This is a genomic window from Polaromonas sp. (assembly GCF_010365105.1).
Taxonomy (GTDB): domain Bacteria; phylum Pseudomonadota; class Gammaproteobacteria; order Burkholderiales; family Burkholderiaceae_C; genus Polaromonas.
In genome coordinates this window covers 142,426-165,454 of record NZ_JAAFGZ010000002.1, presented here as the reverse complement: position 1 = coordinate 165,454, position 23,029 = coordinate 142,426, and the positions used below count along the sequence as shown (strand labels likewise).

Annotated in this window: 19 protein-coding genes; 9 read left to right on the top strand and 10 right to left on the bottom strand. The window is 64.7% G+C overall.

Going from position 1 to position 23,029, the window contains the following annotated elements; translation table 11 throughout:
* The first annotated feature begins 28 nt into the window (after window positions 1-28).
* A complete protein-coding gene (locus tag GZ092_RS02235) occupies window positions 29-433 on the top strand; it encodes a 5-carboxymethyl-2-hydroxymuconate Delta-isomerase (protein WP_293634089.1) in 405 nt (134 codons plus the stop codon).
* A gap of 109 nt (window positions 434-542) precedes the next feature.
* Complete coding sequence (locus tag GZ092_RS02230) at window positions 543-1,517, top strand: 2-dehydropantoate 2-reductase (protein WP_293634137.1); 975 nt, start codon at window positions 543-545, stop codon at window positions 1,515-1,517.
* An 87-nt stretch (window positions 1,518-1,604) separates the two neighbouring features.
* Here the strand turns inward: GZ092_RS02230 and GZ092_RS02225 are convergent, their stop codons facing one another.
* From GZ092_RS02225 to alr, 3 genes are all read right to left on the bottom strand, one after another.
* Window positions 1,605-2,033: a DUF86 domain-containing protein gene (locus tag GZ092_RS02225; protein ID WP_293634088.1), complete on the bottom strand. Its 429-nt coding sequence runs from the start codon at window positions 2,031-2,033 to the stop codon at window positions 1,605-1,607.
* Window positions 2,023-2,418 carry a nucleotidyltransferase domain-containing protein gene (locus tag GZ092_RS02220; RefSeq protein ID WP_293634087.1) on the bottom strand — a complete coding sequence of 132 codons (396 nt, stop codon included), beginning with the start codon at window positions 2,416-2,418 and terminating at the stop codon, window positions 2,023-2,025. The genes GZ092_RS02225 and GZ092_RS02220 overlap by 11 nt, the downstream gene beginning before the upstream one ends.
* Before the next feature lie 123 nt (window positions 2,419-2,541).
* On the bottom strand, window positions 2,542-3,636 hold the full coding sequence (gene alr, locus GZ092_RS02215; protein WP_293634086.1) for an alanine racemase: 1,095 nt from the start codon (window positions 3,634-3,636) through the stop codon (window positions 2,542-2,544).
* Between the two features lie 212 nt (window positions 3,637-3,848).
* Between alr and lplT the strand changes: the two genes are divergently transcribed.
* From lplT to GZ092_RS02200, 3 genes are read left to right on the top strand one after another with little or no spacing between them, the layout of a single operon-like run.
* On the top strand, window positions 3,849-5,129 hold the full coding sequence (lplT, locus tag GZ092_RS02210; protein ID WP_293634085.1) for a lysophospholipid transporter LplT: 1,281 nt from the start codon (window positions 3,849-3,851) through the stop codon (window positions 5,127-5,129).
* Between the two features lie 14 nt (window positions 5,130-5,143).
* Window positions 5,144-6,061 (top strand): DMT family transporter, encoded by a 918-nt coding sequence (locus GZ092_RS02205; RefSeq protein WP_293634084.1) that lies wholly within the window; start codon window positions 5,144-5,146, stop codon window positions 6,059-6,061.
* 37 nt (window positions 6,062-6,098) lie between these two features.
* Window positions 6,099-6,596: a glutathione peroxidase gene (locus GZ092_RS02200; RefSeq protein ID WP_293634083.1), complete on the top strand. Its 498-nt coding sequence runs from the start codon at window positions 6,099-6,101 to the stop codon at window positions 6,594-6,596.
* A gap of 180 nt (window positions 6,597-6,776) precedes the next feature.
* On the opposite strand, the gene GZ092_RS02195 is transcribed toward GZ092_RS02200, so the two are convergent.
* The 7 genes from GZ092_RS02195 to glnK form a co-directional block, all read right to left on the bottom strand.
* Window positions 6,777-8,462, bottom strand: coding sequence for a SulP family inorganic anion transporter (locus GZ092_RS02195; RefSeq protein WP_293634082.1), 1,686 nt, complete (start codon window positions 8,460-8,462; stop codon window positions 6,777-6,779).
* A gap of 42 nt (window positions 8,463-8,504) precedes the next feature.
* On the bottom strand, window positions 8,505-9,281 hold the full coding sequence (locus GZ092_RS02190; RefSeq protein ID WP_293634136.1) for a YoaK family protein: 777 nt from the start codon (window positions 9,279-9,281) through the stop codon (window positions 8,505-8,507).
* Between the two features lie 183 nt (window positions 9,282-9,464).
* The gene (glcF, locus tag GZ092_RS02185; protein ID WP_293634081.1) at window positions 9,465-10,712 is read right to left on the bottom strand and encodes a glycolate oxidase subunit GlcF; all 1,248 of its coding nucleotides are present in this window, start codon (window positions 10,710-10,712) and stop codon (window positions 9,465-9,467) included.
* A gap of 25 nt (window positions 10,713-10,737) precedes the next feature.
* The gene (gene glcE, locus GZ092_RS02180) at window positions 10,738-11,886 is read right to left on the bottom strand and encodes a glycolate oxidase subunit GlcE (protein WP_293634080.1); all 1,149 of its coding nucleotides are present in this window, start codon (window positions 11,884-11,886) and stop codon (window positions 10,738-10,740) included.
* A 203-nt stretch (window positions 11,887-12,089) separates the two neighbouring features.
* The gene (locus tag GZ092_RS02175; protein WP_293634079.1) at window positions 12,090-13,025 is read right to left on the bottom strand and encodes an SMP-30/gluconolactonase/LRE family protein; all 936 of its coding nucleotides are present in this window, start codon (window positions 13,023-13,025) and stop codon (window positions 12,090-12,092) included.
* A 141-nt stretch (window positions 13,026-13,166) separates the two neighbouring features.
* The gene (amt, locus tag GZ092_RS02170; protein ID WP_293634078.1) at window positions 13,167-14,714 is read right to left on the bottom strand and encodes an ammonium transporter; all 1,548 of its coding nucleotides are present in this window, start codon (window positions 14,712-14,714) and stop codon (window positions 13,167-13,169) included.
* A gap of 34 nt (window positions 14,715-14,748) precedes the next feature.
* Window positions 14,749-15,087: a P-II family nitrogen regulator gene (glnK, locus tag GZ092_RS02165; protein WP_036807247.1), complete on the bottom strand. Its 339-nt coding sequence runs from the start codon at window positions 15,085-15,087 to the stop codon at window positions 14,749-14,751.
* A gap of 337 nt (window positions 15,088-15,424) precedes the next feature.
* Here glnK and GZ092_RS02160 point away from each other — a divergent pair, with 337 nt between their 5' ends.
* From GZ092_RS02160 to GZ092_RS02145, 4 genes are all read left to right on the top strand, one after another.
* Window positions 15,425-16,969 carry a YifB family Mg chelatase-like AAA ATPase gene (locus tag GZ092_RS02160; protein WP_293634077.1) on the top strand — a complete coding sequence of 515 codons (1,545 nt, stop codon included), beginning with the start codon at window positions 15,425-15,427 and terminating at the stop codon, window positions 16,967-16,969.
* Window positions 16,970-17,116: 147 nt separating this feature from the next.
* Window positions 17,117-17,269 carry a hypothetical protein gene (locus GZ092_RS02155; protein WP_293634076.1) on the top strand — a complete coding sequence of 51 codons (153 nt, stop codon included), beginning with the start codon at window positions 17,117-17,119 and terminating at the stop codon, window positions 17,267-17,269.
* A gap of 162 nt (window positions 17,270-17,431) precedes the next feature.
* Window positions 17,432-18,295 (top strand): 4'-phosphopantetheinyl transferase superfamily protein, encoded by an 864-nt coding sequence (locus GZ092_RS02150; RefSeq protein WP_293634075.1) that lies wholly within the window; start codon window positions 17,432-17,434, stop codon window positions 18,293-18,295.
* 11 nt (window positions 18,296-18,306) lie between these two features.
* Window positions 18,307-22,986 (top strand): amino acid adenylation domain-containing protein, encoded by a 4,680-nt coding sequence (locus GZ092_RS02145; RefSeq protein ID WP_293634074.1) that lies wholly within the window; start codon window positions 18,307-18,309, stop codon window positions 22,984-22,986.
* Window positions 22,987-23,029: the final 43 nt, after the last annotated feature.

Here is a 23,029-nt window from a genome sequence, read left to right as displayed (position 1 = left end):
GACGGCTATTTTTCAACTGGAGTTCTCCATGCCGCATCTGACAATCGAATACACCGCCAACCTTGAAGCTTCGGCCGACATGGGCCTGCTCTGCACCACCCTGGCGGCCACGCTGGTGGCGCTGCGCCACGACGACGGTGCCCCGCTGTTTCCAGTGGCCGGCACGCGCGTGATGGCCTGGCCTGCGCCGCATTTTGCGGTGGCCGACGGCCAGCCCGAGCGGGCCTTCATCTACCTGAACCTGCTCATCACGCCGGGCCGCAGCCCGGCGATGGTCGAGCGCGCCGGCGAAGCGGTGCTGGCCAGCGTGAAAGCGCACCTGGCGCCGGTGTTTGCCGCCCATGCCGTCGGGCTGACGCTGCAGGTTTACGAAGGCGCGCCAGTTTATGAAGGCAAGCACAACAACCTGGCGGCGCACCTGCCACCGGCCTGAGCCGGGACTAATTTGCTATTTAATCAATAGCTGCCAGTACCGGTGCATCTTGCGCAAAAGGCATTTTTCTCTTAAATTTTGACTTCTGGAGACCGTCACCATGAAAGCCATGAAAGTTTGCATTTACGGCGCCGGCGCCATTGGCGGCTGGGTAGGCAGCGGGCTGGCGCAGGCCGGTTGCAGCGTCAGCATGGTGGCGCGCGGCGCCACGCTCGACGCGCTGCAGTTGCACGGGCTGCGCCTGCGCGCGGGAAACCACGTCACTTCGCAGGCCGTCGCCTCCAGCGACACGCCGGCTGACTTTGGCGTGCAGGACCTGGTGGTGCTGGCGGTCAAGGCGCCGTCGCTGCCCGAGGTGGCGCGCCAGATCGCGCCGCTGCTCGGCCCGCAGACCCTGGTGCTGACGGCGATGAACGGTGTGCCGTGGTGGTTTCTGCACGGCTTCGGCGGCGCGCTGGCTGGCACGCGGCTGACGTCGGTCGATCCGGACGGCACGCTGGCGGGCGCCTTGCCGGTGCAGCGCATTGTCGGGGGCGTGGTACACGCCAGCTGCTCGGTCGATGAACCGGGGCAGGTCTGCCACCACTTCGGCAACAAGCTCATCCTGGGTGAGCCGTCGGGCGAGAAGACCGGACGTGTGCAGCAGCTGGCCGCGCTACTGGAAAAGTCCGGCTTCAAGGTGGCGGTTTCCGACCAGATCCAGAAAGACATCTGGTACAAGCTCTGGGGCAACATGACCGTCAACCCGATCAGCGCGCTGACCGGCGCCACCACCGACCTGATCATGAATGACGAGCTGGTGCGCGGCTTCATCTCGCAGGTGATGCTGGAAGCCAAGGAAATCGGTGCGCGCATCGGCATTCCGATTGAACAGCAGCCCGAAGACCGGCACCAGATCACCCGCCAGCTCGGCGCCTTCAAGACCTCGATGCTTCAGGACGTCGAGTCCGGCAAGGCGCTGGAACTCGATGCGCTGGTGACGGTGGTGAAGGAGCTGGGCCAGCTGACCGGGGTGGCCACGCCGTTCACCGATGCGCTGCTGGGCCTGGCACGGCTGAAAGCGCGGGTGCGCGGGCTGTATTGAGACGTTTCAGGGCTTTTACGCTTGCTGCACGGGCAAAATCCGCTATCAAATACGCAGCAACCAAAGCGCAACCGCAAGAATTTACCGTCACCCGCCCGATTGCGCCGCATCGCGCAGCAGCACGCACTGGCTGTACTGCAAAAACTCGTCCAGGTGTTTCTGGATGATGGCCACCGTGATTGGCAGCTGCAAGGCCTGGTAATCATGCAACGCAATATTGCGAAAACCGACCATGCGCTTAAGGCCATCGGCCAGCGCCGCTTCTATCCAGCCGCCCTGCGCCAGCAGCGCAAACACGTCGCGTGCGCTTTGCGGCACGCCCATCCTTTCGCGCCGGATCAGGTGCTGCCCCATGTCCAGCGCCGCTTCGCAGGCGCGCTGGATGTTCAGGATGGCCGCATCCTGGCGCGTGAAATCGGTGGCAAAAGTGGCCGGGTGGCGGTGATATTCCTCGCGTGCCCGTTTCACACAGCGCTCAATGGTGGCGGCCTTGTTGATCAGCACGTCATCGGCCATACACGCTTCCACTTTTGCCAATGTCGTCCAGCAGCCCGGCACGGGCGGTATCGAGCGCTGTTTTTTCGCTCAGGATGGCCGCCTCGTACAGGCCAGCCTGCACATCCCTGGCCCACCAGCGCTGGCCGGTGGTGATGATCTGGTGCTGCATTACGGTAGAGGCCGCGCGCAGGTCGAGCAAATCGACCGGGCAGCCGGCCACATCGGCCAGGTCGCCCGACAGCGCCCACAAGGCCAGCGGCTCGGCGTATCCGGCCACCAGCACCGCCAGGTCAAGGTCGCTTTGCGGGCCTGCAACACCCTGCGTGCGGCTGCCGAAGGCGTAGATCGCCAGCAGGTCCGGCACGCGGCTGCGCAGCATGTCAAGAAGGGCGTTCCGGTTCATGCGCTAGCGTAACCCAGCCTGGGCTTGCCGCCGTGGAGTTGCCTCGTTTGTCCTGCCGCGCTGGCCCGCTGACAGCCGCAGCCAATGGGCAGCGGGCACGAAATGGTCAACCGTCGCACTTTTTCAATCAGCCACCATGGTCACGCGTGGCGCCACGGCGCACATCAGCTCATAACCCACCGTGCCGGCGGCCCGTGCCACCTCGTCGATGGGCAGCACCGCGCCGCTGGAGGCCACGCCCCAGAGCGTGACCTCGCTGCCCACGCCGGCCCTGGGCACCGGCGTCAGGTCCACCGTGATCATGTCCATGCTGACGCGGCCGACCATGCGGCATCGAACGCCCTGGACCAGCACCGGCGTGCCGGTCGGGCAGTGGCGCGGATAGCCGTCGGCGTAACCACAGGCGACCACGCCGATACGCATGGGCGCTTCGGCGGTAAAGCTCGAACCATAGCCGACCGTGTCGCCGGCCTGCAGCTGCTGCAGCCCGATGATGCGGGACGACAGCGTCATCGTGGGCTGCAAGTCCCAGTGGGCGGCGCTGTGCTCTGGAACGTCGGGCGCGCTGCCGTACAGAACGATGCCGGGCCGGACCCAGTCGGAGCGTCCGGCCAGCGCAGCACCATGGCGCAGGATGGCCGCGCTGTTGCTGAGCGTGCGCTCGCCGGGCAGGTCATGGGTGACGGCGTCGAAGGCCTTCAGTTGCGCGCTGATGCCCCGGGGACCGTCGGCATCGGGGAAATGCTGCATCAGCGAGATTTCCTCGACCTGCGGTAAGGCGTTGAGGCGAATCCACGCGGCCCGAAAGCGCTCGGGCGTGAAACCCAGGCGGTTCATGCCGGTGTTCATCTTCAGGAAGACGCGGTGCGGCAGCTGCGTCTTGTGCGCGGCCAGCCGGTCGATCTGCTCGTTGCAGTGGACGGTGTGCCACAGGCCCAAACGCGAGCACAGCTCCAGGTCGCGCGCCTCAAAGCAGCCTTCGAGCAGCAGGATCGGGCCGCGCCAGTCGAGCGCGCGCAACCGCTGCGCCTCGGCCAGGTCGAGCAGCGCAAAGCCGTCGGCGCTGCGCAGTGCGTCAAAGACACGCTCGATGCCGTGGCCATAGGCATTGGCCTTGACGACGGCCCAGACGCGGGAATCCGGCGCGGCAGCGCGCACCCGAGCCAGATTGTGGCTCAGGGCGGTGGTGTGAACGGTGGCAAGAATGGGACGTGGCATGGCGCAATGAAAGTGGGTAAGGACAGGAATAAACGAAAAAGGGCGGGCAGGTCCGGACAGGTGCAATTGAAGCGGGCACCGGACGGCGGGCCACCCTTCATTTTGACATCTGGCCCCCATGCTATAAACAGCGATATTTTGGAGACATTCACCCCCTATCTTGAGACACCGGACCCACTGGTGCATTTTTCTGCGGTGATCAATACAGTTCAATGAAGCGCGGTTTTTACACCATCATGGCAGCCCAGTTTTTCAGTTCGCTGGCTGACAACGCGCTCTTTGTAGCGGCCGTCGAACTGCTCAAGACCAATGGGGCGCCCAAATGGCAACCGGCCGCGCTGGTGCCGATGTTTGCGCTTTTTTACGTCATTTTGGCGCCTTTCGTTGGCGCCTATGCGGATGCCCGGCCCAAGGGCAACGTCATGTTTGTCAGCAACGCCATCAAGGTCGTCGGCTGCCTGATGATGCTGTTCGGCTCGCATCCGCTGCTGTCCTATGCCATCGTCGGCCTGGGTGCCGCCGCCTATTCGCCGGCCAAGTACGGCATCCTGACCGAACTGCTGCCGGCGTCGCAACTGGTCAAGGCCAACGGCTGGATTGAAGGCCTGACGATCTCGTCGATCATCCTGGGCGTGCTGCTGGGCGGACAGCTGGTCGGCCATGCGATTTCCAGCCACCTGCTCGCCTTTGACATTCCGTTCATCGACACCGGCATCGACACCGCCCCCGAAGCGGCCATTTCGCTGCTGATCGTGCTGTACGCAATAGCCGCCTGGTTCAACCTGCGCATTCCTGACACCGGCGTTGAGATGCGCCCCATGCCGAAAAACAAGTTCGAGCTGCTGCCCGATTTCTGGAGCTGCAACTCGGCGCTGTGGCGCGACAAGCTGGGCCAGATTTCGCTGGCCACCACGACGCTGTTCTGGGGCGTGTCGGGCAACCTGCGCTACATCGTGCTGGCCTGGAGCGCGGCGGCACTGGGCTACAGCACCACGCAGGCTTCGTCGCTGGTGGGCGTGGTGGCGATCGGCACGGCCGTCGGCGCCATCCTGGCGTCTATGCGCATGCGGCTGGAGCATGCCACCAGGGTCATGCCACTGGGCATTGCCATGGGCGTGCTGGTGATTTTGATGAACTTCATCACCAACGTCTGGGTGGCCGCGCCCTTCCTGATCCTGCTGGGCGGACTGGGCGGCTTTCTGGTGGTGCCGATGAATGCGCTGCTTCAGCACCGGGGCCACAACCTGATGGGCGCGGGCCGCTCGATTGCCGTGCAGAACTTCAACGAACAGGCCTGCATCCTGAGCCTGGGCGCGGGCTACAGCCTGTCCACCGGCCTGGGGCTGTCAGCCTTTGGCGCGATCACCGGCTTTGGCGTGGTGGTGGCCGGCTTCATGTGGCTGATCCAGCGCTGGCACAACAGCAACACCGTGCACCACAAGGTGCAGCTGGACCACTTGCTCAGCATTGCCCGCAGCGACAAAACGCACTGATGGCGGGCGCGAGCGTGACACGCACTGCCACCGGGCAGACTGCGGCGCTGGCGGTTGGCGCGCTGGTGCTCAATGCGCTGGTCTGGGGCGTTTCCTGGTGGCCGTTTCGCCAGCTGCAGGCTTACGGCCTGCATCCCCTGTGGGCCACGGCGCTGATGTACCTGATGATTGCGGCCAGCCTGCTGACCGTGCGGTTCAAGGCCTGGCGCGGCTTCGTGGCCTGTCCGCAGCTGTGGTTTCTGGCCGTTGGGGCAGGCCTGACCAACGTCAGCTTCAACTGGGCGGTGACCGTGGGCGACGTGGTGCGGGTGGTGCTGCTGTTTTACCTGATGCCGGCCTGGTCGGTGCTGGTGGCCTGGCTGCTGCTGGGTGAAAAACCCACGCCAGCATCGCTGGCCCGCCTGGGGCTGGCCATGGCGGGCGTGCTGATCGTCCTGAAGACGCCCGATGCGTCCTGGCCCGTGCCGCAGGGCGCCGCCGACTGGCTGGCGATTGCCGGCGGCTTCAGCTTTGCCGTCACCAATGCCCTGCTGCGCAAATACGGCCACACGCCCGGTGCTTCGCGCATGCTGGCGATGTTTGGCGGCAGCGGCCTGATGGCGACGGCAGCAGCGCTGGCGGGCATGTCCTGGCAGCTCGTGCCCGGCCCGGCGCTGCAGACAGCCGGCATTCCGGTGTTGCTGGGGCTGAGCCTGGCCTTCATGGTCGGCAACACCGCGCTGCAATATGGCGCGGCGCGGCTGGCGGCCGGAACGACCGCCGTGGTGATGTTGACCGAAATCCTGTTTGCCAGCCTGTCGGCCGCCATGATGGACGCCGCCCAGTTCACCCCGCGCATCCTGCTGGGCGGCAGCCTGATTGTCCTGGCGTCGGTGCTGGCAGCCCTGGCACCGGCCGCCGAAGAAGTGCAAACGGGGGCAAAATTACCTTGATACGCTTTTCCCCACCATGCCTGACAGGAGTTTTTTCATGCGCACAGACGCCAAAACGGTGTACGACTTCGAAGCCCGCCAGATCGACGGCCAGGACATGGCCCTGTCCGAATTCAGGGGTCAAGTCATGCTGATCGTCAACACCGCCAGCCAGTGCGGTTTCACGCCGCAGTTTGGCGGGCTGGAAGAACTGCACAAGGCCTATGCCGCAAAAGGACTGGTGGTGCTGGGGTTCCCGTGCAACCAGTTCGGCGCGCAGGACCCGGGCCAGGACAGCGACATTGCCAGCTTCTGCCAGGTCAACTACGGCGTGACGTTTCCGATGATGTCCAAGGTCGATGTCAACGGCCCGGCCGCCCATCCGCTGTACCAGTGGCTCTGCGGCGAAGCACCCGGCCTGCTGGGCAGCAAGGCCATCAAATGGAACTTCACCAAGTTTCTGGTCGGCAGGGACGGCAAGGTCATCAAGCGCTACGCACCGCTGGACAAGCCGACCGATCTGGCCAAGGACATCGAAGCGGCGCTTGCCGCCTGACTTCAGGCCAATCCCTGAACACCAGGGCAGCGTCCTGGCGCGTGGGAAAACCTGCTGACAGGGCCCACTACACCAAAGCCGCATGAGCGGCCTGTTTTATTGATCAAAAACAGCTTTAACGCTTTACTGACGAGCGTAACAAGCTATATATTTAATAGCAAAATGAACCACTGGCGCGCGTCAAGCCGCAGGGTTTGCGTCGACCGTCCCGCCGGCAGTCGCGGCCAGGCCCGCCACGGCGCTGGTCAGGGCCGTCGCAAACTGGTCATGAAAATCCTGCTGACCCAAAAGATCAAGGACGCCGGCCTTCCATAGTTTGGCGCGCACCCGCTCATTAGCCTCGCACAACAGGGTGCGCACGCCGCGTTTTCGCAGCTTGACGATCACTTCGTCCAGCGTCTGGATACCGGTGATGTCCATGAACGGCACCCGGCGAAACCGCAGGATCACGACCTTCGGGTCCGCATGGATTTCCATCAGCACATGCTCGAACTTTTCCACGGCACCGAAGAAAAAAGGCCCGTCAATCTCGTAAATCGACACGCCAGGCGGAATTTCCTGCAACCCTGCCGCAGCCAGTTCTGTCTTGAGCTCCTTGCTGTCAACGACCTGCACATCAACGGTTTCAGCCATTCTGCGCAGGAACTGGAGAATGGCCAGAATGACGCCGATATTGACCGCCACCACCAGGTCGGCAAAGACCGTGAGCAAAAACGTGATCAGCAAAATCGCCACGTCAGCCCGTGGCGCGCGCCGAACGATATGGCTGAAATGCTTGAGTTCACTCATGTTGTAGGCCACGACAAACAAGATGGCGGCCAGACAGGCGAGCGGAATATATGCCGCGTAGGGCGCCAGGAACAGGACGATCAGCACCAGCGTCACCGTGTGGGTGATGCCGGCCAGGGGGCTGGTGCCGCCATTGCGGATGTTGGTGGCCGTGCGCGCAATGGCGCCGGTGGCGGCAAAACCGCCAAAAAATGGCGCCACCACGTTGGCCAGCCCTTGCCCGATGAGCTCCTGGTTGGAGTCGTGTTTGGTCGCCGTCATGCCATCGGCGACGACGGCGGACAGCAGCGATTCGATGGCGCCCAGCATCGCTATCGTGAAGGCCGGCCCAATCAGTGAGATGACCTGTGCCAGCGTCACGCTGGGAAAGGAAAAATGCGGCAGGCCCGTGGGAATACCGCCAAAGGCACTGCCGATGGTGGCAATGCCGTCAACGTGGAAGAACGCCTGCAAACCGGTTGCCACGATCAAGGCCACGAGCGGCCCTGGCACCCGCTTGAGCCCACGGATACGCGTGGAAAACAGCACCAGCAGCAGGCTCATCAACGCCATGCCCGTTGTGGGAAAGTGCAGTTGCGGCAGCACTTCGACCAGGTGCAGCAACTTCTGGTGGAAGTGCTCTCCCTCCACCTTGGGCAGCCCCAGAAAATCGCGCCATTGCCCAACCCAGATGATGACGCCGATGCCGGCAGTGAAGCCCACAATGACCGGATCGGGAATGAACTTGATCACCCCGCCCATGCGTGTCAGCCCCATGACGAGCAGGATCAGCCCGGCCATGAGCGTGGCCAGTTGCAGGCCTTCAAAACCATACTTGAGCGTGACCCCCGCCAGAATTGCAATGAAGGCGCCCGTGGGGCCGGCGATCTGCACCCGGCTGCCACCCAGCACCGACACCATGAAGCCGCCGATGATGGCGGTGTAGATGCCCTGTTCGGGCCGGGCGCCCGAGGCAATCGCGAAGGCCATGGCCAGAGGCAGCGCCACCACCCCGACGATCACCCCGGCAACCACGTTGGGAACGATCTTTCCTTTGCCGAACAGGCCGGCCCGCTTTGCTTCAAGAATGGTGATCATCGGCCTTCAGCCTTTCGTGCAAGAGTGGCTGACGAACTGGCGTCAGGTGGATTGCCCGCGCAGCCAGGTTCGGTAGGAGAGTAAATCCTGGTACAGGGGCGGTGCGGCAACGGCCATCAACACCAGTGCAATCGGCACGGTGGAAAAGAAACCGATGGTCTTGAAGGCAAACGCGCCCATCAGGCCCCCCCCAAAGAAAAGCAGCAAAATTGTCGAGTGGATGCGCAGCTTGTCGCGATCAGCCCTGACAAAAAACTGCACGTTGGCCTCCGACACCCCGTTCCAGTACAACAGCCGTCCGATCTCGATACTCAGGTCCGTCAGAAGGCCGGTGACGTGGGTGGTGCGGATTTCAGCAGAAGAAATCTTGGTGATGATGGCGTTTTGCAGACCCATGATGAAACAAAGCAGCAGCACCGTCGTGGGAACAAAGACCTCCACCAGCATATTGAGGTTGGCTCCGAGCAAACCGAACAGCAGCAAAAGCAGCGCCTCCAGCATCAGGGACAAGGCAAATTCGGCGTGCAGCCTGCGACGCCTTGCCCAATTGATCAGCACTGTCGTGGTGATGGCCCCTGCCACAAAAGAGCCGACGTACACCAGGCCGGCGATGATCAGGGTGAAGTTGCCAAGCGCAATGTTGTCGGCAACGGAAGACACGATGCCCGTCATGTGCGAGGTGTAGCGCCCCACCGCCAGAAAGCCTCCGGCATTGACGGCACCCGCAACCCAGGCCAGCAGTCCGCCCAACTGCCGGTTGGCCCGGCGGGTTCGGCGCTTGGTGGTCAGCCCTATCAGGCCTTTCCACAAACTGCTGATATGGCTCACGGCTTGCGGACCCGGCAGTGACAGGCGGCAAGAACGTGCCAGCGCCGGTCTGACACACCAATGCCTCGGAAATATTCACGAGATTTCTTTTTACCCATGAAAGTTGCGCTGTGTGGTCACGTCGTTTTTATTTTAACAACACCCACTGCAAGCCCACTATTCTAAAGCTGCACGCTATGAATTCAATAGCGCATCATCCAGTACTTCGATCCAGTGCCGCACTGGCGTGGCCGTGCCGCTTTGCAGGTGCGTGATGCAGCCGATATTGGCCGAGACAATCACTTCGGGCGCGATCTCGCCCAGATTGGCCAGCTTGCGGTCGCGCAGCTGGTAGGCGATCTCTGGCTGGAGCACCGAATAAGTGCCGGCCGAGCCGCAGCACAGGTTTGCCTCATTGTTCGACACCTTGATGTCAAAGCCCAGCCGTCCCAGATACTGCTCGACACCGCCGCGCAACTGCTGGCCATGCTGCAGGGTACAAGGCGGATGAAAAGCCAGTCGGGGTGAATTTTTGGCCACAGCTTCGGTCAGTTCAGGACGAGCCGACTGCAGGGCTTCGGTGATGATGGGCAGCAACTCGCTCAAATCGCGGGTCAGTGCGCTGATGCGGGCGGCTTTCTCGGCATACGCCTGATCGTCCTTCAGGATATAGCCGTATTCCTTGACCGTGACACCGCAGCCCGAGGCGTTCATGACCAGCGCTTCAATCCCCTGCTCCACATAAGGCCACCAGGCGTCGATGTTGCGGCGCATCTCGGCCTTGCCGCCGTCCTGGTCGTTGAGGTGGAATTTCACCGCGCCGCAGCAGCCGGCTTTGGCCGCCACGACGGTCTGGATGCCGGCGGCGTCGAGCACGCGGGCCGTGGCCGAATTGATGTTGGGCATCATCGCGGGCTGCACACAGCCCGCCAGCATGAGCATTTTCCGGGCATGCGTGCGCGTAGGCCAGGCGCCGGCCGCCTGTTTGGCGGGCACCTTGTTCTTGAGCGAATCAGGCAGCAGACCGCGCACCGCCTGGCCGATCTTCATGGCAGGCGCAAACAGTGGCGACGGCAGGCCTTCCTTGAGCGCCCAGCGCACGGTGCGTTCGCCGGCCGGGCGCGGTACCCGCTCATCGACCAGCTTGCGGCCAATATCGACCAGATGACCGTACTGGACACCGCTGGGGCAGGTGGTTTCGCAGTTGCGGCAGGTCAGGCAGCGGTCCAGGTGAAGCTGGGTCTTGCGCGTCGGCATTTCGCCTTCGAGCACCTGCTTGATCAGGTAGATGCGGCCGCGCGGCCCGTCCAGCTCGTCGCCGAGCAGTTGGTAGGTCGGGCAGGTGGCAGTGCAAAAACCGCAATGCACGCATTTGCGCAGGATGGCTTCGGCCTGCAGGCCGTCAGGCGTGTTCTGGAATTCGGGGGCGAGTTTGGTTTGCATGGTGCTTCAAAGTTTCCGGTGGATGTCACCGGTCCGCAAACATGCGGCCCGCGTTAAAAATGGAGGTCGGGTCAAACTGCTTTTTGAGTTCGCGCTGGATGCGGGACTGCACCTGCGACAGCGGCGTGAAGACCGGCAGATCCACCGGCGTGTGGTCGGCGCGCCGGAACAACGTAGCATGGCCGCCGGCCTGGCCCGTCAGCTGGCGCAATTGTGTGGCGGCCGAAGCCGGCGCCCAGAGCCAGCGCAGGCCGCCATGCCACTCGATCAGCGGGGCAAAGGGCAAGTCCATGGCAGCCGTGGTTTGCGGCACGCTCAGCCGCCACAGGCAGGCGTCAGGCGAAGGCGGCTGCGCAAAAAACGGCAGGGTTTGCTCGCGGCAGGCATTCCAGTCGGCGCTGGCCTGGTCGTTGTCGATGAGCATCGCCTGGCCGCCCGCCGCCTGCACATCGGCCATCATGCGGGGGCATGCGGCCTTGACAGCAGCCACCGCGCCGCGCAGCCGCACAAACAGGACATCCTGACCGGGGCTGGCGCTGTCGTCATGGACCCAGCAGCTGGCGTTCAGCGGCAGAGGCTGGCCCCCCCAGCGATTGAGCAAATCCAGCGCTTTTTGCTGCGGCAGGCTGCACTTCAAGGTGGCTTCTGCGGGCGCCATGGGCAGCACCTTGAGCGACACTTCCAGCAGCACGCCCAGCGTGCCGAGCGCGCCGGCCATCAGCCGCGAGACATCGTAGCCGGCGACGTTTTTCATGACCTGGCCGCCGAAGGTCAGGCATTCGCCCTTGCCGTTGAGCAGCACCACGCCCAGCAGGTAGTCGCGCACGGCGCCGCTGCTGGCGCGCGCCGGTCCATTGAGGCCGCTGGCGACCATGCCGCCGACCGTGGCGTTGGGACCGAAATGCGGCGGCTCGAAGGGCAGGCACTGGCCTTGCTCAGCCAGCAGCGCTTCCAGATCGGCCAGCGGGGTTCCGGCGCGCACGGTCACGACCAGTTCGCTGGGCTCGTAGCTGACGACGCCGGAAAACGCGGCCATGTCCAGCACATCGCCGTTCAGGGCCTGGCCGTAAAAATCCTTGCTGCCGCCGCCGCGGATGCGCAAGGGCGTTCCTGCTTGCGCCGCCTCGCGAATGCGTGCGGCCATCAAAGTTGTCATGTCGGTGTCTGCATTCATGGCCGGAATGGTACGCGTGCAACGCACTCAGGGTGTTTGAATTTTTTGAATGCGGTGTGTTCGGTTTTTTTGCGGGCCGGGGGCAGTCGCCTGCAAACCCCATTCAGCGCCGCGCAAACGCCCAGGCATGCTATCAATAAAGTAGCTGCGCATGCAAGGCTGTCATGCGCAAACACCTTTTTTAATAAACGGCGGAGGGTTTTTCAATCCCTGAAGAAATTCACCGGCAGCCCCGGAACCTCGACCGGCATCGACAGCACGCAGCCCGAAGCAGGCCAGTCCCGCAGTTCGCCGGCCGGGCGGTTCTGCCGCGCGGTCGTGAGGTAGAGCGTTTGGAGGTCGGCGCCGCCAAAGCAGGGCATGGTGGGGCATTGCGCAGGCACGGCGAACTCGGCCAGCACCTCGCCCGCTGGCGACAGCTTGAGCAGCCGCCCGCCTTCATACATGGCGACGTAATAGTTGCCTTGCACATCGACCGCCGCGCCGTCGGGCCGGCCGCCATAACCCTGCATACCCGGCATGCCGGGCTGCCAGCCGGCGGGCTTGGCGGGCCATTGCCGGAACACCCGCTCGTGGCTCAGGATGTTGCCAGCGGCATCCCAGTCCCAGGCGCGGACCGCATGGCGCGGCGTATCGGTCCAGTACAGCGTGGCCGCGTCGGGCGACCAGGCCAGGCCGTTGGCCGTGGTGGCATCGGCCGCCTTGACGTCAAGGATGGGCGTGCGGCCTGCGCGAACGTCCAGGCAAAAAAGCTGCGCGCGGGCGGCGTCGCGCGGTTCGTAAATGGTGCCGGCCCAGAAGCGGCCCAGCGGATCGGCCTTGCCGTCGTTGAAGCGCGTGGTGGCCGGGTCGTGCAGCGCAGGCGCGAGCAGTGCCAGTTCACCGCCCCAGTGCCGGGCGCGGTAGATGCCGTCGCGCAGGGCGATGACCAGGCCCGTAGTCTGGCCACTGCTGCGGGCCGGCGCGATGCAACCGGGCTCGGACGGCAGTGTCCAGCGTTCGACGGCGCCACCGGGCAGCGTTGACCGGCAGACCTGTCGGGCAGGAATGTCCACCCAGTACAGTCGCTGCTCCTCCGGGTGCCAGAACGGCGATTCGCCCAGTTCGCTGGGCTGTGAAATGGCGATTTGCCAGGGCATGCGTTTCTCCTTGCGGCGGTGCGGTTCAGCGAAGGGGTCCTTCGCGCCTGCGACTGTAGCGGCAAAAAAAACAGCCCGCTGGCATTGCTGCCTGCGGGCTGAACTTCCCTCGGAGACTTCTGTCAGCTTGTTGGGCAGTCCTTAGCGGTTGTAGGCGGTTTCGCCGTGCGACGTGATGTCCAGGCCTTCGCGCTCGTCTTCTTCGCTGACGCGCAGGCCGATGGTCAGGTCAACGATCTTGTAGGCAATGAAGGACACGACGCCCGACCACACCACCGTGATCAGCACCGCCTTGGCCTGGATCCAGACCTGCGAGACGATCGAGTAGTCGGCGGCAGTGATGCCGGTAGCCGTCACCCAGTCGGCGACAAAGCCGGGGCCGCCCAGGGCCGGCGAGTTGAACACGCCGGTCAGCAGCGCGCCGACGATACCGCCCACGCCATGCACGCCAAACACGTCCAGCGAATCGTCGGCACCCAGCAGCTTCTTCAGGCCATGCACGCCCCAGAGGCAGGCAAAGCCGGCAATGAAACCAATCACCAGGCCGCCGCCGATGCCGACGTTGCCAGCTGCAGGGGTGATGGCCACCAGGCCCGCCACGGCGCCGGACGCAGCGCCCAGCATGGAAGCCTTGCCGCGCATCAGCGCTTCACCGAGGCACCAGGCCAGCACGGCGGCAGCCGTGGCACCCAGGGTGTTGATGAAGGCCAGGGCGGCAAAGCCGTTGGCTTCCAGTGCAGAGCCGGCGTTGAAACCGAACCAGCCCACCCACAGCAGGGAAGCACCCACCATGGTCAGCGTCAGGCTGTGCGGCGCCATGGCTTCCTTGCCGTAGCCGATGCGCTTGCCGACCATGAAGGCGCCGACCAGACCGGCGACGGCCGCATTGATGTGGACCACGGTGCCGCCGGCAAAGTCCAGCGCGCCCGACTGCCAGATGTAGCCGGCCTTGCCGTTCATCGCATCGACCACTTCCTTGCCGGTGTAGGCGTCAGGGCCCATCCAGAACCAGACCATGTGGGCCATGGGCGCATAGCTGAAGGTGAACCAGATCACCATGAACAGCAGCACGGCGGAAAACTTGATGCGCTCGGCAAAGGCGCCGACGATCAGGCAGCAGGTGATGCCGGCAAAGGTGGCCTGGAAGGCGGCAAACACGATTTCCGGAATCACGACGCCCTTGCTGAACGTGGCCGCGTTGGCAAAGGTGCCGGCGGCGTTGTCCCAGATGCCCTTCATGAACAACCGGTCAAAGCCGCCGATAAAGGCGCTGCCCTCGGTGAAGGCCAGGCTGTAGCCGTAGATGAACCAGAGCACGACGATCAGCGAGAACGTCACCATGATCTGCATCAGCACCGACAGCATGTTCTTGCTGCGCACCAAGCCGCCGTAGAACAGCGCCAGGCCGGGCACGACCATCAGGATCACCAGGATGGTCGAAACCAGCATCCAGGACGTGTCGCCCTTGTTCGGAACCGGGGCCGGCGCGGCAGCAGCCTCGGCGGCCGGAGCCGTTACTGCGGCGGCAGGTGCAGCCGTGGCGGCGGGTGCGGCGGGTGTGGCAGCAACATCGGGCTTGGCTTCAGCAGCAGATGCAGCAGGCGCTTCTGCCGGGGTCTGCGCCAGCGCAAAAGCGCCCGTGCCGAGCAAGCTCAATCCGAGCAGCAGGGAAGCAATCAGTTTTTTCATGGCAATGGTTCTCGTTTTTTTCAGGGGGGTGATGTCAGAGGGCTTCCTTGCCGGTTTCACCGGTGCGGATGCGAACGACCTGCTCCAGGTCGTACACAAAAACCTTGCCGTCGCCGATCTTGCCGGTGCGCGCCGAGGTCTCGATGGCTTCAATCACGCGTTCCACCAGGTCATCGGACACAGCCGCTTCGATCTTGACCTTGGGCAGGAAATCGACGACGTACTCGGCGCCCCGGTACAACTCGGTGTGACCCTTCTGACGTCCGAAGCCCTTGACTTCGGTCACGGTGATGCCCTGCACGCCCATGCCGGAGAGGGCTTCGCGCACCTCGTCCAGCTTGAACGGTTTGATGATGGCAGTGACGAGTTTCATTTCAGTTTTCCTCCAGGATGAATGACGAGGCAGCAATCCGATGGCGCTGCCGGCGCATTACAGGGTTGTTGTAGGCATCACGTCCAGCGTGTTCTTGGTGCGAAAGCGGCCGCTATCAACAAGGGCGACGAAGATTGGTTTCATGGAATCCCCGAAAAATTTTTAACGTTGGCGGAACTTCTTTAGCAGGGACCGTGCCAGTTTTTTTTGCCTCCCCTGAAAGCGCCTGGCTGATTTCGTCGGCTGCCGGGTTACGCTAGTGGTTTACAAGCTGTTACGCACCGTTTTGATGCACGCGCAGTGCACAACATTGATGCATTGATAAGGAAGCCACCCCATGAGCCTGTCTTTAGTGCATAGCCGTGCCTTGCTGGGCCTGCAGGCACACCCGGTGTGCGTTGAAGTGCATCTGGCCAACGGCCTGCCGAGTTTCACGCTGGTTGGACTGGCCGACACCGAGGTCAAGGAAGCACGCGAGCGGGTGCGCTCGGCCATCCAGAATGCCGGGCTGGAGTTTCCGGCCAACAAGCGCATCACGGTGAACCTGGCGCCGGCCGATCTGCCCAAGGATTCGGGCCGCTTCGACCTGCCGATCGCACTCGGCATCCTGGCGGCCAGCGGGCAGATTGATGCGCGCAAGCTGGCGGGCTATGAGTTTGCCGGCGAGCTGTCGCTGGGAGGCGACCTGCGGCCGGTACGGGGTTCCCTGGCCATGAGCCTGGCGATTGCCCGGCCGGCGCAGGGCACGCCGCAACCCTTGCCCCGCATGGTGCTGCCCGAAGGCAGCGCGCAGGAGGCCGCGCTGGTGCCGCAGGCCGAGGTCTACCGCGCGCAGCATCTGCTTGACGTGGTGCGGCAGTTTTTGCCGGGCGATGCCATTCCCGAAGCCAAGGACGGCTGGATGCGCGTGGCGTCCGCCGCTCCGTCGCGGCAACCCGCCTATCCGGACCTGGCCGATGTCAAGGGCCAGGCTGCTGCCCGGCGCGCACTGGAAATTGCAGCGGCCGGCGGGCACAGCATTTTGATGGTCGGCGCGCCGGGGTCCGGCAAGTCGATGCTGGCGCAGCGCTTTGCCGGCCTGCTGCCAGCCATGACGACCGAGGAAGCGCTGGAAACTGCTGCCGTCGCCTCGCTGGGCGGGCGCTTCACGCTGGACCACTGGGCCGTGCGGCCCACCTGCGCGCCGCACCACACGGCCAGCGCGGTAGCGCTGGTGGGCGGCGGATCGCCGCCGCGCCCGGGCGAGATTTCACTGGCGCACCGGGGCGTGCTGTTTCTCGATGAGCTTCCAGAGTTTCCACGCGCCGCGCTGGAAGCGCTGCGCGAACCGCTGGAGTCCGGCCACATCACGATTTCGCGCGCTGCACAGCGCGCGGAATTTCCGGCGCGCTTCCAGCTGATTGCCGCTATGAACCCCTGCCCCTGCGGCTACCTGGGCTCCAGCCTGCGCGCCTGCCGCTGTTCGCCCGATGTGGTGTCTCGCTACCAGGGAAAGCTCAGCGGCCCGCTGCTCGACCGCATCGACCTGCATGTGGAAGTCGGCAGCTTGGCCGCCGATGAACTGGTGGACGCACCGCCGGGCGAATCCACCGGGGCCGTGCGCAGCCGGGTGGTGCAGGCCAGGGAGCGCTCGATGACCCGGCAAGGCAGCAGCAACCAGGCGCTCGAAGGCCAGGCCATTGATGCGCAATGCCAGATGGACCCGGCAGCGGCCAAGTTCCTCCATGTGGCGGCGACGCGGCTGGGCTGGTCAGGCCGGGGCATTCACCGCTGCCTGAAGGTGGCGCGCACCATTGCCGACCTGGCCGGCGCCAAGACGGTGCAGGTCACGCATGTGGCCGAGGCGGTGCAGTACCGGCGCGCGCTGAAGGCGGCGCACTGAAACGCCAATGGCAATGCTAAAGCCGGCCTGCGGACGGGTTTGATACCCGCCTGTTGCTCATCCATGAAGTTAATTTTGGTAATAAAGACAAGAAAATAAATAAATTTCTGCCGCCTGCCTGACCCGCCAAAACCACCGCTCACCGCCTTGAAACCGCCGGTTTTGGAAAAAGCACAAACCGGCATCCTGCGCCAGGGGTTACCCATTGCGGCGACGGCCTGCCAGCGCTCGGCATTTGCAGAAAATTCCATTACTTGCTCTGATTTTTATAGCTATAAAGACAATAAAAACGTGCGCTGAAGGCATATTTTTATTTTTAATCATGGTTTTAAAAACCGCCTGCTTTGACGCAACAAATAGCCTACGGAGACGACCGGCCCGGGACTCACCACTTTGTGAACGGGTTGTAAACGCAATGTAGCCTCCCTACAATAAATTGCCAATTGGGAGGGAACTTTGCGCATGGATCAAGCCAGCAAGCTACATATCTGGACTGCGCGCCCCAAGGATGTCGAGCTGGCTCAATGGCCTCAGCTGACCGCATGGCTTGATGCCGCGGAGCGCCTTTGTGCAGCAAAATTTCGGCGCGACGACGACCGCCGCGCCTACATCCTGGCGCATGCCTTGCGGCGTCTGGCCGTGGCTACTGAACTGGGCATGACGCCTGCCAGCCTTGCCTTTTCCAGCGAAACTGGCGGCAAGCCCATTCTCACTGCGCCCGCAGACCGGGCCATTCACTTCAGCCACGCCCGCAGTCGCACGCTGGTGGTGTGCGCCGTCACGCGCATCGGCCCGGTCGGCATTGATGCCGAATTCATTGAACACAACAGCGCCGACATGGCGCTGCTGCGCGGCCTGGTAGCGCTGCCTGATGCGCAGCAGCGGCGGGCGGCACTGGGCAGCGACAGCACGCGGCAGTTTTTCTTTTACTGGACGCTGCTGGAGGCGTACTGGAAGTCCCGGGAAAGCGGGCTGTCGTTTGACAACCCCGCGCTGCATTGCCAGCCCACGCCCCAGGGCTGGTTTGAGGTCTCGACATCGCAGGGGGGCGCTGGCAGGCACGCTGCACGCAGCGGGCTTGCATGGGCCAAGGCGCTGCAGGGGCCGCCCGACTGCATGATCATGCTGGCCGTGACGCCAAGCCCGGCCATTGCAGCGCGCAGTGCGTTGCGCCTGTGCTACCACACGCCGGTCTTTCAGTCCCTCTTTGAGCCGGTCCTTGCGAGGCAGGACGGCAGCCCCCGAAATCCGCACCCGTGGCACCGGCCTTGCGCGCCACCCAGCCCCCTATCACGCATGCAAGCTGCCACATCCCTAGGCGCATGAAAGAAATGAACATGAAAAGAAACCTGGCCAGCGCCCTGTTTGCAGGCAACGAAAGCCTGCTGATTCACTGCGCCGAAGCCTGGCTCAACGCAGGCCATGCCGTGCGCGCCGTCGTCAGCACCGAGCCGGCTATCGTCCAGTGGGCGCACACCCGGGGAGTTGCGGTGTTTGACGATGAGGCGTCGCTGGTGCAGCCGTCCGGGCAGGCGTTCGATTACCTTTTTTGCCTGGGCAAGCCGTGCGGCGTGCCGCGCGAGCTGATGGCGCGTGCGCAAGCGCTGGCCATCACGTTTCACGACGCACCGCTGCCGCGTTACGCGGGCTGGCATGCGCCGGCATGGGCGCTGATGGCGCAGGAAACGTCGCATGGCGTTACCTGGCACGAAATGACGCCTCTGGGCGAAGGCCGCATCGTGCGCCAGGCGCACTTTGACATTCCGCCGGGCGAGACGACGCTGGGCCTGCAGGCGCGCTGCTACGAAGCGGGCCTGCAGAGCTTTGAAGCGCTGGCCGAAGCCATTGGCCGCAACGACCTGGTGTTGAGCCAAGCGCTGCCGGCCGGCCCCTGTGTTGACCGCCAGCAGCGTCCGCCCACACTGGGAACGCTCGACTTTTCGCGCCCGGCCGGCGAACTGGCGGCGCTCGTCGGCGCACTCGACTTTGGACCTTACCCCGATTGCCCCAACCCGGTGGCCCGCGCCAAGCTCTACCTGGGCGACAAAATGCTGCTGGTGCATACAGCGCGCGCCCTGTGCAAGGCCGAATCCTCCGGCGCGGCGCCCGGCACGGTGCTGCAGGCCGATGCAGACAGCGTGCGGGTGTCCACCGCGCACGGCGACATCGTGCTGGACGGCTTGACCGCGCCCTGGGGAACGGCGCCCAGCCATGGCTTGCTGGCGGGCATGGTGCTGCCCGTGCTCGACAGCGTGACGCGCGCGCAGCTGGCCGCCCGCGCTCCTGAAGTCGGCCAGGGCGAGCGCTTCTGGCAGCAGATTTTGAGCACCTTGGCGCCCGTGGAACTGCCTTATCCGCACAAAACAGGTGCGCCACAGCCCGCGCCAGGGCCATTTCGGCAACTGGCGCGCATACCCCTTGCGCTGCCGGCGCGCGGCGCTGCGACGGTGGCCGGTTTTTTGAGCTGGCTGTCGGCGCTGACAGGACAGCAGCGCATTTCCCTGCTGTATGGCGACCGTGCGCTTCAGGCCAGCGCGCAGGGGCTGGAATGCTGGCTGTCGCCCTGGGTGCCGCTGACGCTGGAGACAATGCCCGACCATTGCGCCCAGCAGGCCGCAGAACAGGCCCAGGCACGGATTGACCGGATGCACCGGGCCGGTGCCTGCCCGCGCGACCTGCCGGCGCGACTTGGCGGCCAGCCGGGCGCCGGCGAACGCTGGAGCAAGCTGGGCATCAGCCTGGACGGCACCGCCGTGCCGCCCGGGGCCGAACTCATCCTGATGAGCGATCCGTCCGGGCAGCACCTCGAACTCGTCGGCGATACCGCTGTTTTTTCAGGCGAAACCCTGGCGGTGATGGCCGGCCATCTGGCGGTTTACCTCCAGGCCTTCGAGGGCGCGGACGCCATTGCAGAAATTTCCCTGCTGCCCGACGCTGAAACGGCGTTGCTGGCGCGCCTGAATGCGACGGCCACGCCGTATGACGCTGTCTTGGGCATTCACGAGGCCATTGCCGCGCAGGCGGCCCGCACGCCGCACAGCACGGCTGTTTCCTTTCGGGGCAAGATACTGAGCTACCGCGCACTCCAGGCGCAGGCCAGTGCGCTGGCAGAGCGCCTGCGCCTGAGCGGCGTGCGTCCCGGCGACGTGATCGGCCTGTGCCTGGAGCGCGGCCCCGACCTGGTTGTCGGCGTGCTGGCCATCCTGCAGACCGGCGCGGCCTACCTGCCGCTGGACCCGGACTACCCGCACGACCGCCTGCTGTACATGATCGAGGATTCCGGCGCGCCGCTGGTGCTCACCAGCCGCGCCGTCACCGCCCGGCTGCACATTCCGCCTGAAAAGGTGTTCCTGCTGGATGAAGCCGAAGCGGGCAGCGCGCCGGTCCTGACGCGCAGCCCGGCACCAGACAGGGCGCGGCGCGCGGCCTACCTGATCTACACCTCCGGCTCGACCGGCCGGCCCAAGGGCGTGGTGGTCACGCACCAGAACGTGCTCAATTTTTTCGCCGGCCTGAACGCGTGCATTCCGCATGCGCCGCCCGGCCGCTGGCTGGCCGAGACCAGTGTGTGCTTTGACATTTCGGTGGTCGAGCTTCTCTGGACGCTGACGCACGGCTTTGCCATCGAGCTGCATACCAGCGCACTGCCCTACCTGTCGGTGGCCGACGCCCTGCTTCAGGGCCAGGTCACGCACCTGCAATGCACCCCGTCCATGGCCTCGATGCTGGTGTCGGACAGTGTCGGGCGCCGGGCGTTGTCCGGCCTGGCGGTGCTGATGGTGGGCGGCGAGGCGCTGTCGATGAAGCTTGCCCGGGAACTGAGGGCGCTGGTGCCGGGGGCTTTTTTCAACATGTACGGCCCGACCGAAACCACCGTCTGGTCCACCGCCTGCGACCTGGCGACGCTGGGCGAGTTCGTGCCGCTGGGCCAGCCGATTGCCAACACGCAGCTGTCCATCCGCACGCCAGGCGGCGCGCCCTGCCCCGCGCTGGTGGCTGGCGAACTGCTCATTGGCGGCGCCGGCGTGTCCGACGGCTACTGGCAGCGGCCCGAACTCAACGCTGAGCGCTTCCTGAATGAGGCAGGCGCACGCTGGTACCGTACCGGCGACCTGGTGCGCCGCCACCCCGACGGCACGCTGGAGTTCCTCGGGCGCATCGACCACCAGGTGAAGATTCGCGGCCACCGCATCGAGCTGGGCGAGATTGAAAGCGTGCTGCTGCGCCAGCCCGGCGTGAAGGAAGCCGTGGTCATCGCCCGCGAAGACGCCGCTGGCGACTGGAGCCTTGCCGCCTACGTCACGCCCCAGACGGGCGCGGCGCTGCAGATCGAGTGCCTGCGGCGCGGCGTGGCCGAAAAACTGCCCGACATCATGGTGCCGAGGGCCATCGCACTGCTGCGCACCTTTCCGCTGACGCCCAACGGCAAGGTGGACCGGCGCGCGCTGCTGCCGATCAAGCCGCTGGCCGCAGGCCAACACCCGGCAAGCCCCGAGCCGCAACTGCCGCAAAGCCCGCTGGCCACCACCCTGACCGCCATCTGGGCGCAGGTGCTCGGGCAGACGGACATTGCCGCAGGCGACAACTTCTTTGAACGGGGTGGCAGCTTTTTTCTGGCCCTGCAGGTGCAGCGCCGGCTGCACGAGGCCTGCGGGCGCCTCGTCAGCCTGGGCGACATGGTGCGCTGGCCGGTGCTGGGTGAACTGGTGGCGCAGCTGGACGCCAGTGCGCCGGCTGCGGGTGCGGCGGGTGCCGCCAGCGCCACGCCAGACGACCCATCCGTGGCCAGCGCTGCCTTCATGGCAACGCTGCTAACCGTAAGCCCCGTGGGTCCAGCCCCGGAGAAAGTCACTCCGCACCCCGTCGAGTCCGCCATCGCCCAGATGTGGCGCGAGCTGCTGGACGTGCAGGACATCGTGCCCGAGGACGATTTTTTTGCGCTGGGCGGCCATTCGCTGACCGCCGTGCGGCTGTTTGCGCAAATCCGCAAGCAGTTCGCCGTTGAACTGCCACTGGCCACCCTGTTTGAAGCCCCCACGCTGGCCACGCTTGCCGCCATCGTCACAAGCCACCTCGGGCAGGACGCTGCCAGCGCGATGGCAACAGACACTGTGCCGTTCGACCGGCCCACCCCGCGCGCATTTTCTCCGCTGGTGACGATCTGCCGGGGGCGCCCGGGCCGCCGTCCGCTGTTTTTCATTCACGGGGCCGGCGGCAACGTGCTCAACTACAAGGTCATCTCCGACCGGCTGGGGCCGGACCAGCCCTTCTACGGTCTGCAGGCGCAGGGCGTCGATGGCCGTCTTCCTTTTCATACGACGATTGAGGCCATGGCGGCGCAATATGTCGAGGCCGTGCGTTCGGTGGACCCGCACGGCCCCTACCAGCTTGCCGGCTTTTCCGGCGGCGGCGTGATTGCCTTTGAAATGGCGCAGCAGCTGAGCCGGGCCGGCGCCAAAATCGGGTTGCTCGGGATGATCGACACGCTGTCCCCGGAAGCTGAAAAACGCAAAATTCCGCTGCTCAGGCGCTTGTGGCTGTTGCGGCACTGGTCGCTGAAATTTGCCAGGGAGCGCTCGGAGCAAAGCAAGAAGGACCGCGTGCTGCCGGCCGGCGTCACGCTGGCGCAGCAGGATGCCGCTGTTGCCGGACCGTACACGCAAGAGGTGGCCGACTTCTACCTGTTTCGCAACTACATGCAGGCGCAGAACCGCTACCAGGCGCAGCCTTATCACGGATCAATGGTTCTTTTCCGGGCAACGCAGGCCAGAACGCAGTACCTTGCCGCCGGAAACTGTCTTGGCTGGGAGGCGCACATTCGCGGCGACATCCGCGTGACCACCATCGATGGCTCCCACCTGACGATGATGGTGATGCCGGGCGTGGACAAGGTGGTGGAAGGATTTCGCAGCGAACTGGCTTTGCGCGAGGAAACCGGAGCGCCGGCCGACCAAGCCACGCTCACGCACCCGGTCACGGCGGATTCAACGCCCAAGGGCAAGCTCCGCACCGCCTGAGACGGGCGCGCCTCCGCGCCGCTTCAGCCGTATCGCCCAAGCG